Source organism: Sphaerospermopsis sp. LEGE 00249 (genome assembly GCF_014299995.1).
Classification (GTDB): domain Bacteria; phylum Cyanobacteriota; class Cyanobacteriia; order Cyanobacteriales; family Nostocaceae; genus Sphaerospermopsis; species Sphaerospermopsis kisseleviana.
Map to the genome: position 1 here is coordinate 1 of NZ_JACJUZ010000068.1, position 15,118 is coordinate 15,118.

General features: G+C 37.4%; 14 protein-coding genes and 1 pseudogene. 8 read left to right on the forward strand and 7 right to left on the reverse strand.

The window, feature by feature from the left end:
- The 6 genes and pseudogenes from H5968_RS19595 to H5968_RS19620 form a co-directional block, all read left to right on the forward strand.
- Positions 1-248 (forward strand): annotated as a pseudogene (locus tag H5968_RS19595) (photosystem II D2 protein (photosystem q(a) protein)); the annotation flags it as partial.
- Between the two features lie 203 nt (positions 249-451).
- Positions 452-610 (forward strand): hypothetical protein, encoded by a 159-nt coding sequence (locus H5968_RS19600; protein WP_187041297.1) that lies wholly within the window; start codon positions 452-454, stop codon positions 608-610.
- A 926-nt stretch (positions 611-1,536) separates the two neighbouring features.
- Positions 1,537-3,237 (forward strand): iron uptake porin, encoded by a 1,701-nt coding sequence (locus tag H5968_RS19605; protein WP_187041298.1) that lies wholly within the window; start codon positions 1,537-1,539, stop codon positions 3,235-3,237.
- 371 nt (positions 3,238-3,608) lie between these two features.
- A complete protein-coding gene (locus H5968_RS19610; RefSeq protein WP_096567740.1) occupies positions 3,609-4,046 on the forward strand; it encodes an Rrf2 family transcriptional regulator in 438 nt (145 codons plus the stop codon).
- Between the two features lie 17 nt (positions 4,047-4,063).
- On the forward strand, positions 4,064-5,017 hold the full coding sequence (gene cysK / locus H5968_RS19615) for a cysteine synthase A (protein WP_187041299.1): 954 nt from the start codon (positions 4,064-4,066) through the stop codon (positions 5,015-5,017).
- A 175-nt stretch (positions 5,018-5,192) separates the two neighbouring features.
- Positions 5,193-5,882: a J domain-containing protein gene (locus H5968_RS19620; RefSeq protein WP_187041300.1), complete on the forward strand. Its 690-nt coding sequence runs from the start codon at positions 5,193-5,195 to the stop codon at positions 5,880-5,882.
- Positions 5,883-5,930: 48 nt separating this feature from the next.
- Here H5968_RS19620 and H5968_RS19625 read toward each other — a convergent pair whose 3' ends face one another.
- The 4 genes from H5968_RS19625 to H5968_RS19640 form a co-directional block, all read right to left on the reverse strand.
- Complete coding sequence (locus tag H5968_RS19625; RefSeq protein ID WP_187041301.1) at positions 5,931-6,293, reverse strand: DUF5615 family PIN-like protein; 363 nt, start codon at positions 6,291-6,293, stop codon at positions 5,931-5,933.
- 272 nt (positions 6,294-6,565) lie between these two features.
- The gene (locus H5968_RS19630; RefSeq protein ID WP_187041302.1) at positions 6,566-6,925 is read right to left on the reverse strand and encodes a DUF433 domain-containing protein; all 360 of its coding nucleotides are present in this window, start codon (positions 6,923-6,925) and stop codon (positions 6,566-6,568) included.
- 244 nt (positions 6,926-7,169) lie between these two features.
- On the reverse strand, positions 7,170-8,045 hold the full coding sequence (locus H5968_RS19635; protein ID WP_187041303.1) for a GUN4 domain-containing protein: 876 nt from the start codon (positions 8,043-8,045) through the stop codon (positions 7,170-7,172).
- 30 nt (positions 8,046-8,075) lie between these two features.
- Positions 8,076-8,939, reverse strand: a complete 864-nt coding sequence (locus tag H5968_RS19640) for a hypothetical protein (protein ID WP_187041304.1) — start codon at positions 8,937-8,939, stop codon at positions 8,076-8,078.
- Positions 8,940-9,313: 374 nt separating this feature from the next.
- On the opposite strand from H5968_RS19640, the gene H5968_RS19645 reads away from it, so the two are divergent.
- The gene (locus H5968_RS19645) at positions 9,314-10,588 is read left to right on the forward strand and encodes a 6-carboxytetrahydropterin synthase (RefSeq protein ID WP_187041305.1); all 1,275 of its coding nucleotides are present in this window, start codon (positions 9,314-9,316) and stop codon (positions 10,586-10,588) included.
- Positions 10,589-10,734: 146 nt separating this feature from the next.
- Here H5968_RS19645 and H5968_RS19650 read toward each other — a convergent pair whose 3' ends face one another.
- A complete protein-coding gene (locus H5968_RS19650) occupies positions 10,735-11,709 on the reverse strand; it encodes a PrsW family glutamic-type intramembrane protease (RefSeq protein WP_187041306.1) in 975 nt (324 codons plus the stop codon).
- A complete protein-coding gene (locus H5968_RS19655) occupies positions 11,702-12,625 on the reverse strand; it encodes a class I SAM-dependent methyltransferase (RefSeq protein WP_187041307.1) in 924 nt (307 codons plus the stop codon). Before H5968_RS19655 ends, H5968_RS19650 begins: the two co-directional genes overlap by 8 nt.
- 273 nt (positions 12,626-12,898) lie before the next feature.
- On the opposite strand from H5968_RS19655, the gene H5968_RS19660 reads away from it, so the two are divergent.
- Positions 12,899-13,036 carry a hypothetical protein gene (locus H5968_RS19660; protein WP_187041308.1) on the forward strand — a complete coding sequence of 46 codons (138 nt, stop codon included), beginning with the start codon at positions 12,899-12,901 and terminating at the stop codon, positions 13,034-13,036.
- Here H5968_RS19660 and H5968_RS19665 read toward each other — a convergent pair.
- Positions 13,010-14,680 (reverse strand): DUF3352 domain-containing protein, encoded by a 1,671-nt coding sequence (locus tag H5968_RS19665; protein WP_187041309.1) that lies wholly within the window; start codon positions 14,678-14,680, stop codon positions 13,010-13,012. The two genes, H5968_RS19660 and H5968_RS19665, sit on opposite strands and share 27 nt — an antisense overlap.
- Positions 14,681-15,118: the final 438 nt, after the last annotated feature.

The following is a 15,118-nucleotide window of genomic DNA, read 5'->3' on the forward strand; positions in this document are numbered from 1 at the left end:
TGTTGTTTGTACCCGTAACCGGGTTGTGGATGAGTTCAGTAGGTATCGTGGGTTTAGCATTAAACCTGCGGGCTTATGACTTCGTTTCCCAAGAATTACGGGCAGCAGAAGACCCAGAATTTGAAACCTTCTATACCAAAAACATTTTGTTGAACGAGGGTATCCGTGCTTGGATGGCTCCTCAAGACCAACCCCACGAACAATTTGTATTCCCTGAAGAAGTATTACCACGTGGTAACGCTCTCTAATTTGATGATGAATTAATCAAATCCTTTAGTATTCATCCTTTTTAATTTACCCCCAGGCTATTTATTAGCCCGGGGTTTTTTAATGGTCATTAAGCTGTTACACAGCTTAATGTTCTGAACTCTTGTTTAACAGGCAAGATGCCTGTTCCACTTATACAAATTAAATGCACAACAACTTAGTCATTAGCGGTTAGCGGTCATTATTGATTTTTACCCAGTCACCAGTCACCAGTCACCAGTCACCAGTCACCAGTCACCAATCACCAATCACCAATCACCTCCTGACTATTGCCAAAATAATTTTCTGTGTTATGATAATTCAAGGTTCACAAACCCAGAGTTTTTTTGCTCTGCCTTTTTGAAACTAAGACCGTTTAGGCAACAAGGAGGTGATGCCCATGATAGAAAGTAGTAAAAGCATGGGTCATCAGGTTGCAGTTAGCCGGCTGTGCGCCGGGGCTGTTCTCTAAAAGTTAGCCTTAGTTATCCTGAGATTTAGTTCTTCTGAGATACTAAGTTAGCTCAAGTAGCTAGGCTAAAAGTCGGAGTTCCTTCCGGCAGTCTGGTTGCAACCTGAAGACCCGCTAGACCGCCCTGAGTTAGATCATCAGATTTAATTTAGGGCGGATAGTCTTTTATGGTTTTATTGTTTTTCAATGCTGCAATTATTTTATTTATTTTTAGAATCTCTTCACTAATACATATATATATTGTTTCCAAGTTAAACAATTAGCTAGGGCTTATTTAAAAAAATTTAGCTGCGCTTCATGGAACATTCAGACTTGGCAGGACATCCTCACAATAGAAAAAGGTTTTTGCTAATAGAGGAAATTGTCCAATGGCAACAGCAAAGAAATTTAATCTAACAGATGTGATTGTTTAAATCAGTTGCAAACACTTTTGGCAAAAGCTGCTGTTATGTTTTTGTCCTGTATATCTGTTATGTTTTTGTCCTGTATATCTGTGGTGTGAGTTGAAAATAGTTAATTGCTTGGTTGTGATTGAGAATATGATACCAGCTTATTTGCGCGGTATTTAATTGATAAATTTTATCTTGATCATTAGGCTGAGATATTTTATAATATAAAACTATGATTTAGATGCTTTTACATAAGTTAATTGCATGATTTTTTAACGATTCGTTAATCATTTTTTAACTTTGTAAAAACTAAAATTGTAGTAGTGGCAGCTATGCCTCATCCACAGGTCGCAAAAAGATATCGCATTTCGGATAAGTAGGTACTACATAAACAGTCATCTATAAACGGTGTGAGGAGTAAAAGTAAAGATGTCTAATCTCTTGTGGAAGTCTCTGGTGGTTAGCCCAGCAGTTTTAGGAGCAGCGTTATTAGTTTCAGGAACAGCTGTTGCCGCTGCAAATGCCACCACTGAAGTATCAACACTGGAAACTCAAGCCGCTACAGAAGTTTCCCAACAGCCTGAAGTTTTAGTTCCAGTCGCTTCAGAAACGAAAGTTTTGGCCCAGGTTCAGAACTACAGCAACGAAGGTCAAAATTTACAGTCGCAAGTTACATCAGTATCTCAGTTTTCTGATGTTCAGCCCACTGATTGGGCATTCCAAGCATTGCAGTCTTTGGTAGAAAGATATGGCTGTATTGCGGGTTATCCCAATGGTACATATCGCGGCAACCGGGCGTTAACTCGTTATGAATTTGCTGCTGGTTTAAATGCTTGTTTAGATCGTGTTAACGAATTGATCGCCACAGCAACAGCTGATTTGGTGACAAAACAGGATTTAGCGACTTTACAGCGTCTGCAAGAAGAATTTTCTGCGGAACTGGCAACTTTACGGGGTCGTGTAGATACTTTGGAAGCCCGTACTGCTGAGTTAGAAGCGAATCAATTCTCTACTACTACTAAATTACAAGGTGAAGCTATTTTTGCTGTCACCGATTCTTTGGGCGCTACTCCTCCTGGACAAACTGTTTTGCAGAACAGAGTTCGTTTGAACCTGCAAAGCAGCTTCACTGGTAGAGATATGTTGAATACTCGTTTGACTGCGGGTAATGCCCAAGGTTTTGGAACCACAGCAGAAACTAACCAAACCTTTGAAGTTGGTAGCACTGGTAATAACAATGTTGAGATTGACAAACTGACTTATGAAGCTCCTATGGGTCCTGCACAGGTCTATATAGCAGCTACTGGTGGTCAGCATAGCCATTATGCAGCAGTTAACAACCCTTACTTCTTTGATAAAACAGATGGCGGTAATGGTGCTTTAAGTACCTTTAGTTCGGAAAATCCCATCTATAGAATTGGTGGTGGTTCAGGTATTGCTGTTAATGTACCCTTTGGACAAGGCGGCGGTATTCTCAAACCAAGTTCATTAACTTTAGGTTACTTGGCTTCTGGAAACACAACTTCTGGCGCTGAAAACCCTGCTAATGGTGCAGGTTTGTTTGATGGTAACTATGCGGCTTTAGGTCAGTTAAACTTCAATGTTGGTAATCGTCTTGCTTTAGCTGCTACCTATGTACATGGTTATCATGGTGCTGGTAGTACCTTTTTTGATGCAGGACGTGATGGAGGTGCTGTTGTCGGTACAACACTAGCTAATAATCTGAGTTCACCAAGCGGCTCTTCCAGTAACTCCTACGGTGTTTCCGCAGCGTTCAAACCCAGCCAAAGACTATCTATCAGTGGTTTCCTTTCTTACCACGATATTACAGGCTTTGCTGCAAATGATGATTTTGAAGCTTGGAGTTATGGAGTTGGGGTAGCGTTACCTGACTTTGGTAAGAGAGGGAACGTATTAGGTATTTTCGGTGGCGTTCAACCCTATACCTTTAATAATGCTGGTGGTCCTAACACTGGTGATATGCCTTACCAAGTTGAAGGTTTCTACAAGTATCGCGTCTCCGACAATATCTCTGTCACCCCTGGTGTGATTTGGTTACCTGCTGTTGGACAGAACAGCAATAGCCAGGATGCCTTTATTGGAACTCTCAGAACAACGTTTACTTTCTAAATGATAGCGTTGATAGTCTGCTAACAATCTTTTAATCTTTTTTTGCCCGCCATGAGGCGGGTTTTTTGTTTTGATCAGCAAAAACCTGTCTTCAAAAACGGTTTTATAGCCGTATACAAAAAGGTTAGGTTTGGGCAATTAACCAAAACTGAAACTAAGTACCCAAGCAAAATTAATTTAACATATTGATTGAAAACCAAAATGCCTGTATTCCTTACCTGTTGCCTGTTAAGAGTTCCCTCTCCTAACTGATTGCTGATGGCTGATAGCTGAATACTCAAAAAAAGTACAAACCCCAGTGTAAAACCGGAGTATACTGGAAAAGTATGAATTATGAATTATTCATGAACCTTTATCCTTAACTGCTGCTTGTGGAACTATCCTGTAAATCTGAATACGCAATTCTGGCGTTATTAGAAATGGCAACTCATTACGAAAGCGGCGAACCGATGCAAATTCGACAAATTGCCGCCCAACAAGATATACCAGATCGCTATTTAGAACAGCTACTTGCTACTTTGAGGCGTGGGGGTATAGTTAAAAGTCAACGTGGTTCAAAAGGTGGCTATCTGTTAGCGCGAGAACCTTGGAAAATCAGCGTTTTTGATATTTTGGAATGTTTAGAAGGGTTGGATATCAAGACAGGGGAAGATGATAATAACCCCAAAAGTGTAGATAGTGCCATTGTAGAAGAAATTTGGCAAGAAGCGCGTCAGGCTGCAAATGCAGTCTTACAAAAATATTCGCTTCAGGATCTTTGTGAACGGCGAGATTCACGGAGGCAATTAGATATCATGTACTACATCTAAAGGAATCAAAAGTTATTATGCGGGTTGCTCGAAATATTACAGAATTGGTTGGACGGACTCCCTTGGTGCAGTTAAACCGTATTCCCCAGGAAGAAGGTTGTGTAGCACAGATTTTGCTGAAACTGGAAAGTATGAACCCATCGGCATCGGTGAAAGACCGCATCGGTGTGAGTATGATTAATGATGCCGAACGGGAAGGTTTAATCACTCCTAGTAAGACGGTGTTGGTAGAACCGACATCGGGAAATACGGGTATTGCTTTGGCAATGACAGCGGCGGCTAAGGGGTATAAATTAATTTTGACTATGCCGGAAACCATGAGTGCTGAACGTCGGGCAATGCTACGTGCCTATGGGGCAGAATTGGAATTAACACCGGGTATTGAGGGGATGAGTGGAGCGATTCGCAGAGCGCAGGAAATTGTGGAAACCACACCACACTCATATATGTTGCAACAGTTCCGCAATCCTGCTAATCCTAAAATACATCGAGAAACTACAGCTTTGGAAATCTGGGAAGATACCGATGGCCAGGTAGACATGATTGTGGCGGGTGTGGGTACTGGTGGTACTATTACTGGTGTGGCGGAAGTTTTGAAGGCAAAGAAACCTAGTTTTCAGGCGATCGCTGTTGAACCTGCTAATAGTCCTGTGTTATCTGGTGGTAAACCAGGACCCCATAAAATTCAGGGTATTGGGGCGGGTTTTGTTCCCCAAGTTTTGAATGTAAAATTGATTGATGAGATAATTTCTGTCACTGATGAAGAGGCGATCGCTTTCAGTCGCAGGTTAGCTAGGGAAGAAGGACTATTATCGGGAATTTCTAGTGGTGCTGCTTTATGTGCTGCTATTCGTGTCGCCCAACGTCCAGAAAATGCAGGACGTTTAATAGTCATGATTCAACCAAGTTTTGGTGAAAGATATTTGAGTACACCTTTGTTTCAGGATTTAGAAGCTAAGACGTTAAACTAAGAATTCAGGAGTCAGGAGTCGTAGGGGCGAAGCATTCGGACGACCAATTATCAATTTGTGTCCAAGGCTATTTTCCCAATGCTTCGCCCGTACAGGAGTCAGTGAACAGTGAACAGATTAATAATAAAATTTATTGATAACTAATTACTGATGACTGATAACTGATAATTGAATCATGGAAGATTCTAACCATTACAAAACCCTGAAAGTTGATGCTAATGCCAGCCAAGCGGAGATTAAACAAGCATATCGCCGCTTGGTAAAAATGTTTCATCCTGACAGTAATCAGGAAACAGCTAATCATGAGGAAATTATTAGAATTAATGCTGCTTATGAAGTTTTGAGTGATGTTCAAAGTCGTCTAAAATACGATGAACAAATTAGAAAAGATGCCCAAAAATCAAATATTCATCGTCAAGAAAGAACTGCATCTGCTCAAAAACAATATAAAGCTAAAAAACAATCTGGAAAAGATGCAGATGAAAAAGTTGAAGAGTGGTTGCGTGTAGTTTATCAACCGATCAACCGCGTGCTTTGTCGCATTCTTAATTCTTTAGAACAGCAAATTGAAGACTTAGCAGCAGATCCTTTTGATGATGAGTTAATAGATCAATTTCAAGAATATTTAGATAACTGTAGGGATGATTTTAAAAAGGCTCAAAATACCTTTCGTTCTTTACCAAACCCTCCTAGTTTAGCGAGAGTAGCAGCACATCTTTATTATAGTTTAAATCAAGTGGGTGATGGTTTGGAAGAGTTGGGATATTTTCCTTTAAATTATGATGATCGTTATTTGCATACTGGTCAAGAAATGTTTAGAATAGCGACGCGGTTACATTGTGAAGCGCAAGAATCAGTGGGGTGAAAAATGGTAAGAAATCAGGAGTCAGAAAGTTTGATGATTTTTCAGATTTTATGGTAATGGTAAATAGACTATCCGATCTTGATATTCACCATCTTCTGAAGCTAAAGCAACTAATATTAATTCTTCTATATTTTCACCAACACTTAAATTAGGATTGAGAATAAAAATTCCTGGTATGTGACGATTCATGGCAATATGATCAGATAAATGCACTGGCATAGAAGTGCGGTTATTTGTCACCAGAATAAAATTATTTTCTTCACACCAACAGAGAATTTCAGGATCAAGTGTTCCTTTCGGTGGTATTCCAGTTTCTCCTACTACCTGAACGATAATATCAGGTTCTTTGAGTTTAATTTGTTTTGGATATAAAGGATTTACATTTTCATCAATCAAATATTTAATTGTCATTTTTTTATATTTTCCCTTGTCTCTCTTTTCTCAGTTGTCTGAGTTTTTCTGATACTGGTGGGGGATTCAGTCTTTGTTGTTCTCTCATTTTATGACCATGTTCTATCCAGGTTTTCATATAATTTAATTGTCATTTTTTTATATTTTCCCTTGTCTCTCTTTTCTCAGTTGTCTGAGTTTTTCTGATACTGGTGGGGGATTCAGTCTTTGTTGTTCTCTCATTTTATGACCATGTTCTATCCAGGTTTTCATATAATTTAATTGTCATTTTTTTATATTTTCCCTTGTCTCTCTTTTCTCAGTTGTCTGAGTTTTTCTGATACTGGTGGGGGATTCAGTCTTTGTTGTTCTCTCATTTTATGACCATGTTCTATCCAGGTTTTCATATAATTGCTGACAATTTCTTTGTTTTGTAAATAGTACAGAATTGTTGCATATACCTGTTCTAAAGAAATTGATTGATATATTTGGGCGATTTCTTCTGGAGAACGTCCACAATCAATATATTCATATAAAATTGTTTCAATTCCTATTCTTGAATTTTTAAGTCTAATGTCTCCAGGAGAAAGAAAATTGAAATATTCGGCAATGCCTTTGTTAGGTATATTTTGAGGAATTGTTTGGGTGTTCATAAATTTAACCTCGTATCACTCTTTTGTCCAATGTACCACCAAAAGCATAAACTGCGTTATAGCCAATTCTTCCCGAGTCATTTTAGGGTAAGGCATGGGGTAAACCTTCAAATTCAAATTAATAGACTTCTGTAATTATTATAAGATGCAAACCAGAGTCAATAAATCATTTTGTACTAGAAGTAAGAAGTTTAAATCATAGGCGAAATTTTTATTTTCCGTGTGAGGCTTTTTTCTTAAAAAATTAATATCTTGAGTAAAAAATATTTAATCGGTGGGTAATTTCATTAGTATTTCTGAAACCTAAACCGACTATTCGCGGTGTTGAGGGAAGATGTCCTTTATTTGCATCTAAAGTAAAATTATAATCTTCGTATTTCATCAATTCATTTGTAGCAATATTTTTTATCCAACCGCATCTAGCTGTAAATTGTTTATGATTTTGAAGAATCTGTTTTTGGATACTAAAACCAAACTTACCATCACTATATTTAACCCAAAGTTGATTAATTATATGTAAATCATAGCGGGGAAATTTTCTAATGTCTCCATCATCTAACCAACCTTTATCTTCACGTTCAGATATTTTCAGCATTAGAGAATAAGTTTCTTTATCAGCATCTTTCCAGTTTTGTGCAGATAATAATTTCCGTAAATTTCTATAATCCATTCCCGAAGCATGAGATACTAAAGTTAATTCATCTGTTAATTGCGACAATTGTAATTGTAAATTTGATAAAGCTTGTACAATATTTGGTTGTTCTGGTTGTTGAATGTGAGTTTGTAATTGTGATATTTGTGCTTTGATATCTGCTAATTCTTGGATAATTTGGGTATTTGCTTGTGGTTCATTTAACATAGCTTTTAACTTCTCTATTTCCTCTGTAGCTTGAATTAAATTACTCTTGGTTTCTCTGGCTATTTGTTCACTGCTTTCTAGTTTTTCTTGTGTTTCACGAAGTTGAGATTTTAATGTTTGTATTTCTGTTTGCAAAATTTGAACAGTAAGCAGGAAATTATTTTGAGTTTCTTGTAATTCTGTTCTCGCATTTCTCAATTCTTCTATTGCTTTTTCGTAAACTCCCAAAGGTGTTTTCCAGTTGTTATCAGATGTGAACATAAAATTAACCCTATTATTACCTGATATTGATTAATTACCTTTTAACATTTGTTGTGAATAATTACCTTGTAACTTTAATTGCTCTGGTTTAGAATAATCAGTTATTGTACTACGCCAAAATTCACATAATAAACCATATTGCATCCAGTCTTCAATTGCTCTACGTCTTAATTCTGGAGATTTTCTGACTAAAGCGGCCATCATTGCTGCATTATGTTGTAATTGTCCATAGGTTTCTAATACTTGATCAATAGGTGTGTTTTCATTTAATTTACTCAATTCATAACATTGATTTAATTTATAAAGCTGCATATCGGAAATACTACCGCCAAATTTCCAGCCAATTCCTAATTGTTGTCTACATTTATCTAAAGGGTTGGGTAAAACATGGTGTAAATGTCTTTTTAATTCATTACGAATAAATTCTAATTTACCATCTATTGCTTCATCTATTTTATCTATAAGTTGACTCGCATCTGCAAATAATTGATTCTCTAAATTTTCGACTCTTTGCAAACTACTATCTACACCTGCAATAGCTTCCATAACTGCTAATGAAAGTTGATTAATGCGATTTTCTAAATAAAAGTTGGTTTGACTAATTGTTTGTTGTGAGTCTTTAATTACTTGTTCTCTTAGTTTATTAATTTCTTCTAAATTCCCCTTGACTTTATCGTTAGCATGATTCAGCAAATTTTCAATATCTACTTTTGTCTGAGTTTCTAAATCTTCCATGTCTTGAAGACGTTGTTGTGATACATAGTCAAATTGATCAGCTAGAGGTTTGAGTTTATGATCAAATAAGTTGGATATTTCTTGACTACCTTCTTTAATCACCTCTTTTGCTGCACGTTCAAATTTTTTCACTACACCCCCAAACAACCATCCGATCATTTTTTAACACCCTTTCAGCACAAATTTTAATATTATTTCAATATCATAAATATAACATAAATATAACACTGAAATCACTAATTGTATAATAAGTTTACAAAGAATATGAGATGAGCATAAACATTAATTTAGTTTTTAATTTAGTTTTTAATTTAGTTTTTAATTTAGTTTTTAATTTACTTTTGTGTTATTTTTCATCGGTGAACAAAATTAATAATGATATTATACAATACTGAATCCGTAGGTAGCGATCGCATATCCCAGTACCTAATCAAGAGTTACCAGTAAACAAACAACTTACCACCACAGCACAAATTGGTTTACACTGGATACAGTGAAAGATAAAGAAATATTAAATTTTTACCAGTGCAGTCATGGAATGTATCATAAATCGCCGCGCTCAGTTTTCAGCTACTCATCGGTATTGGTTGCCAGAATTGAGTGAAACCGAGAACCTAGAAAAGTTTGGTCCTTTCTCGAAATTCCCCGGTCAAGGTCATAACTATGTATTATTTATCTCCATGTCTGGTGAACTGGATGAGTATGGAATGGTGTTAAACCTGTCTGATGTGAAACACACCATCAAAAACGAAGCTACCGGTCAACTAGATTTTTCTTACCTGAATGATGTGTGGCCAGAATTTAAACAAACTCTCCCCACCACAGAAAATATTGCGAAAGTCATCTGGGAACGCTTAACACCGCATTTACCCATCCTTAAGGTGCAGTTGTTGGAACATCCGCAGATGTGGGCAGAATATCAAGGAGAAGGAAAAACAGCCTCTTTAACCATCAGAAGTCATTTTAGCGCCGCCCATCGTTTAGCACCTAATCTCAGTGCAGAAAAATATGGTAAATGTACCCGCACCCACGGACACAACTATCATTTAGAAGTGACTGTAGAAGGGGAAATGGACTCACGTACAGGAATGATCGTAGATGTTCGCGCTTTAAAGAAAGTAGTTGAAGATCATGTTTTAGAATTATTTGATCACTCCTGCATTAATGAAGATATCCCTTATTTTGCTGAATCACAAATAGTTCCCACCACAGAAAATATCTCTCGTTACATTAGTGATTTACTGCAATCTCCAATTCAAAAATTGGGAGTAAAATTATCCCAGGTGAAATTATTTGAAAGTGATCAACTGTGGGTAGAATACAAAGGTAATGGATCAGAAACATTTTTCAATGTAGCTACTGATTTTAGTGCAGCCCATAGATTAGCACATCCTGATTTGAGTTTAGAAAAAAATAAACAAATTTACGGTAAATGCGCTCGCATTAATGGACACGGACATAATTATCATTTAGAAGTCACCGTCAAAGGGGAAATTGATCCAGTTACAGGAATGGGAGTTGATTTAGGTGGTTTAAATCAAATCATTAAAAATTCTGTAATTGAACCAATGGATCATGGTTTCTTAAATAAAGACGTTTCCTTTTTTGCTCAAGTTGTACCCACTGCGGAAAACATCGCATTTTATATTAGTAATACATTGCGATCGCCTATTCAACAACTAGGAGCAGAACTTTACAAAATCAAACTCGTAGAAAGTCCTAATAACTCCTGTGAAATTTACGCTGCTGACTTAGATCAGACTTCTGTAAATGCAGCAGTCAAACAACCAGAATTAGCAGCAGTTTAAGTTAAGTAGGGGCGAAGCATTAGGGCGATAAATTATCGGTTTTTTCCCAAGTTGATTTTCCGAATGCTTCGCCCGTACAGGAGTCAGGAGTCAGAATATTTATAATATATTTATACTGCATCCTGCTCCTAACTTCTCACTTTTCATCATTGAAAAAAATATCGACGACGGGCTAACTTGCGTAAATAAAGATAAATTAACCAAGTCATAAAACCCAAACAAAAATTAATAAAAATTTCCCTGAATATAAACAATAAAATCTCAGTATCAAAAATTATTATTAGTGGTAAAGGACTAACTTTTCTCACCAAAATAAAAACGCCAAAAATAGCATTACCACCCAAAATCAACATCAGCAAAATTAAACTTCTTTGCCAAAAACGCTGCTTAGAAGTATTACCAGAAATTAAAGTAATAGGACGTTTACCTTGAGATTTTCGCCAAAATTGTTCTAGTCGCCAAAACAACCATAACAAAAAAGGAAATAAACAATAACCAAGAAAACTAATGGGAGGGGGATAAACCCAACTTCTAGATAAAATATTTACCAAAGCATGAAATAAAACCGAATTTAACCAAGCAGTAAAAATTGAACTTCTAGCTTTATTTAAACGTCTGCTAGAAAAAATATATTTTCCTAACGCATACCCCCAAGGAGCAACAAACATACAATGTACAGGAGTGCTAATAATTCGTTCTAAAATTGGTGCAGTACCATGAAACCAATAAACCCAATTTTCCTCAGCAGTAAACCCCAAAGCAGCAGCTATCGTAAACAGAAAAACCGTACTAGTGCGTAACCTATAACTGCGTTGAAAATAACATATAGGAATAATAACAGCAGCAAACTTACAACCTTCTTCAACTGGACTAATAACCACCAACTGCCGCAGGGCAAAACCAACAAAATAACGTTGTATTTTTGCCCAGTTCATAACAGAATTAGCAGCAATTTCTATTCCCCATTCTATTCCCAGTGCAACAAAACCAGATATTGCACCAACTACAAAAAAACATAATAGTTGTAGGGGAAAAGGAGGGGCAGAAATTCGCCGATAGTAAAACCACAAAAATAGTAATGGCGGAATTACTGCCCACATTAATAAAAATAAATTACTCACTTACCTGAGTAATTACAGTGCGATGACGAGGACTATTGCTAGTGATACTGGGAGTTTTAAACCCAGCCTCAACTAAAGCTTGCTCAATATCTAAAGTGAAATATTCATCTAAATAAGGTTCTGTACTTTTGAGCAATGTGAAAACATAAGTAGGCATTTTTTTATAAATTTCTGATTTGGGATTCATATCCATAATTGTTAAATGCCCACCTGGACGCAAAACCCGTCTTGCTTCTGCAAAAATCTTTCTAGTTGCTGACTGGGGCAATTCATGACACATTAAAAAAATCGAAACTAAATCAATAGAATTATCAGCTAATCCTGTAGATTCAGCTTGAGCATGAACCCAGTTAATATTACTTTGACGTTGTTGAGAACGATAGTTAGCAACAGCTAAAAAATAGGGAGATAAATCTAAACCTGTGATTTTGGCTTGGGGGTAAAGTTCTTGTAGAGCAAAGGTACTTAATCCCACAGCACAACCCAAGTCTAAAATATCTTGTGGTGGATGGGGAAGTTGAGCTTTGAGAATATTGTGATAACTTTGACGCAGTTGAGTATCACCTTCAGCACCTGCATCTTTCCAAATGCTGGCATGAACAGTACGAGCAGCCACTTCCAACTCAAAAGCAGCCTTCCAGCTAAGATCCCCTCCATCATAAGCGTGAAATGGACGCAAGTAATATTCTGGATAGGTAACTTGAGGATTTTGCACTTGAGCTAAATCATTTGCCCAATCTCGTGCTGCTTGTAGTTTTTCAACTTCTTGATTCCAAGGTACACCTATTTTCTCAGCCCGTTTAATCATCATTTGTCTGGCTTGGTGTTTAGCTAGGTTAAATAAAGGCTTAACTGAAAGGATGCCATTGACTAAGCGGGAAGGTAGATCAGGAGACGTTTTGATAGCAGTAGTCATACATTTTCGTAGCTGGGAACAGCTTTATTTTACAGCAGGTGACTGGTGACTGGTGACTGGTGACTGGTGATTGGGGACTGGTGACTGGGAAAAAATATTTACCTTATCTTGTTCCCAGTTTCCAACTGGGAATGTGATCAAGAGGCTCTGCCTCTGGTGTGACTCAGTGTGGCTGAAGGCAGATCCTTCTAAAATTCATTCCCATACAGAGTAAGCTGTTACACAGCTAAATTGTATAATCCTAATATTCTGAACTCTTGTGGAACAGGCATCTTGCCTGTTCCACTTATACAAATTAAATGCACAACAGCTTATGGGAACGAGAAAACGAGAAACAGAGTATGGGAACGAGAAAAATTTTCTTGCCCAGTCACCAGTCACCAATCACTTGTCACCGCTACTGCGTTTTAACGCTAACAACATTTCCATTTGAGCAGTAGATTTATTGGGACTATGAACAGTGACACCCAAACCACGAATAGAACCCACGATAGCACTGATATCAGGGGGTAGGGGTTGACCTGCGGTAGCAAAACGAGTAATTACAGAGGTGGTGTTATCCATATCTAGATAGAAATAACCACCGTTGGGTTTGGGTAAAGAACCAGTTACGGTTTTAAAGGTGTCGCTATTATTCAGGGTTTGACCTTTGTTATCTGCTATTGTTTCCCCAATAGGTCCACCAAGAGCTACAAATACGGTATCCTGATCTAACCAACCATGTGATACTAAAGCGCCTTGAAAGGGAATTTGCCATTCTGTGATATTTTTACCAGCAATATTTCTTTGAACTACCTTGAATGATTGCTTTTTGGCGAGGTCATCTAGTTTGGTGAAAGTGGTTTCCGCTGTTTTGCGATCGCTCGTATCAAATACCATCCCTCCCCCAAAACCAACATTTGCTAACCCACCTTGACTAGATTTAACCGCACCAAAAGCAAATTCCCCATCCATCCAACTAAAAATATCTTTGTCTAAATCAATATTGACAAATTGTTTGAGTTGTCCGCGAGTCTGTTCAACTGCTTGCTTAAATTCAGGATAATCTTTTGATTGTTCTAAGAAAGTTTGCCAACTACGATTTATATTCTGCCCAGTGACTAGAGCAATGGTGTCACTAGGAAATTGTCCTACTATTTTAGCTGGAGTGCTTTGATATTGAAATTTACTCAGTTGGGGATCTAAGTTAACAACCGCTTTTAACCGCAGTCCAGCATCATCAACACCAACACCAGCTACTAGGGATTTTACTTGCTGGAGTTGTGCCAAAGTTTGCGTCTGCAATGGTCTACCTTGAGTATTGAAAGCTGCTAATTGTTGTGCCATGTTGGCGTAATCTGGCACATAAATTTGAGCCAGGCTGTTTTCAACATCTACGCCTTTAGCTAAAATGCTACTTGCTCCTTCTTTACTCGCAAAAGAAGGTTCTCCTTTATAAGTGTCAATCGCTTTTTCTACCGTTTGTTTTTCAGGTGCTAACAATATATGAGTATTGTTTAGTACAGTGAAATAAGTTGATTTACCTGGATTTTTACTGCCAATAATTTTCTGACCTTTGTAGTCAGATTCTTCAACTTGTTGTGTGTTTTTTTGCTCTTTTAATTTGTTAGCAAAATTCAAAGCATTGAGTTTATCTTTGATACCCACTACTAACAGAATATTTGACTCTTGCTGGACAGATGGAGTTGACTGATTAGGTGTAGTAGGTGTGGGTGGCAGTACAGCAATCATCACACCACCGATCCAGGGTTTAATGTCTGTTTCGTAAGAAATATTACTATCATTTAATATTTCTTCATTGATATCCTGTAGAATTTTTGCTAATATTTCTTGCGCTTGTGGAGTGCCAAATTGCTGTAACTTATCCCAAGATTGGGGATCAGTGTTAACATATGTTGCCATCAAGGCATTAGCAGGTACTACTTTAGCACTGCTTATGGGGCTGGAAGTATCACCCAAGGGTGCTTTCAAATATACGTAAGCAGCTATACCTCCCACAACAACTATAGCCGTGCTAATAGCGGGAACTAGAAATTTTGATTTGCTTTCAGGCATTGTTATTGTCCTTTGTTGCGTAAAGTAGGAAAAGTATGATTCAGATGCTATAGATACAAAATTAATCGTGATTAATCGTGGGGTTTTGGGACTTTTCAGCGATTTTGACTAATTTAGCGGAACTTACTGAGACGATTGGTATTTACATACAAAAATAGTTTTGTCGTTGCTCTCAAAAAGACTTCAATGGAGTCTAGAGTAAATCCGTAAATGCTATCTTAATTTGATATGCAAAAAGTAGTCAGATTCTGAATGACAAGTTATTCTAAGCTATAAGAATAATTGTTAGTATTTGTAATCGATGGAAAGCCATCACTGTGTGATGCTAGAAACTCTTGTCCCGGTGATGCAAACCTGCAGAATCTCAGATCAGATCAAGACTTGGACACTGGGTAGCAAAATGAGACAATTGATTTAATTGATTACATCCCAAAGAAA

Bases quoted from the DNA above. Each gene is read 5' to 3' on its own strand.
- H5968_RS19630 (WP_187041302.1), bottom strand. From the start codon at position 6,925: ATGAACACCCAAACAATTCCTCAAAATATACCTAACAAAGGCATTGCC.
- H5968_RS19655 (WP_187041307.1), bottom strand. From the start codon at position 12,625: ATGACTACTGCTATCAAAACGTCTCCTGATCTACCTTCCCGCTTAGTC.
- cysK (WP_187041299.1), top strand. From the start codon at position 4,064: ATGCGGGTTGCTCGAAATATTACAGAATTGGTTGGACGGACTCCCTTG.
- H5968_RS19640 (WP_187041304.1), bottom strand. From the start codon at position 8,939: ATGATCGGATGGTTGTTTGGGGGTGTAGTGAAAAAATTTGAACGTGCA.
- H5968_RS19645 (WP_187041305.1), top strand. From the start codon at position 9,314: ATGGAATGTATCATAAATCGCCGCGCTCAGTTTTCAGCTACTCATCGG.
- H5968_RS19605 (WP_187041298.1), top strand. From the start codon at position 1,537: ATGTCTAATCTCTTGTGGAAGTCTCTGGTGGTTAGCCCAGCAGTTTTA.
- H5968_RS19635 (WP_187041303.1), bottom strand. From the start codon at position 8,045: ATGTTCACATCTGATAACAACTGGAAAACACCTTTGGGAGTTTACGAA.
- H5968_RS19625 (WP_187041301.1), bottom strand. From the start codon at position 6,293: ATGACAATTAAATATTTGATTGATGAAAATGTAAATCCTTTATATCCA.
- H5968_RS19620 (WP_187041300.1), top strand. From the start codon at position 5,193: ATGGAAGATTCTAACCATTACAAAACCCTGAAAGTTGATGCTAATGCC.
- H5968_RS19665 (WP_187041309.1), bottom strand. From the start codon at position 14,680: ATGCCTGAAAGCAAATCAAAATTTCTAGTTCCCGCTATTAGCACGGCT.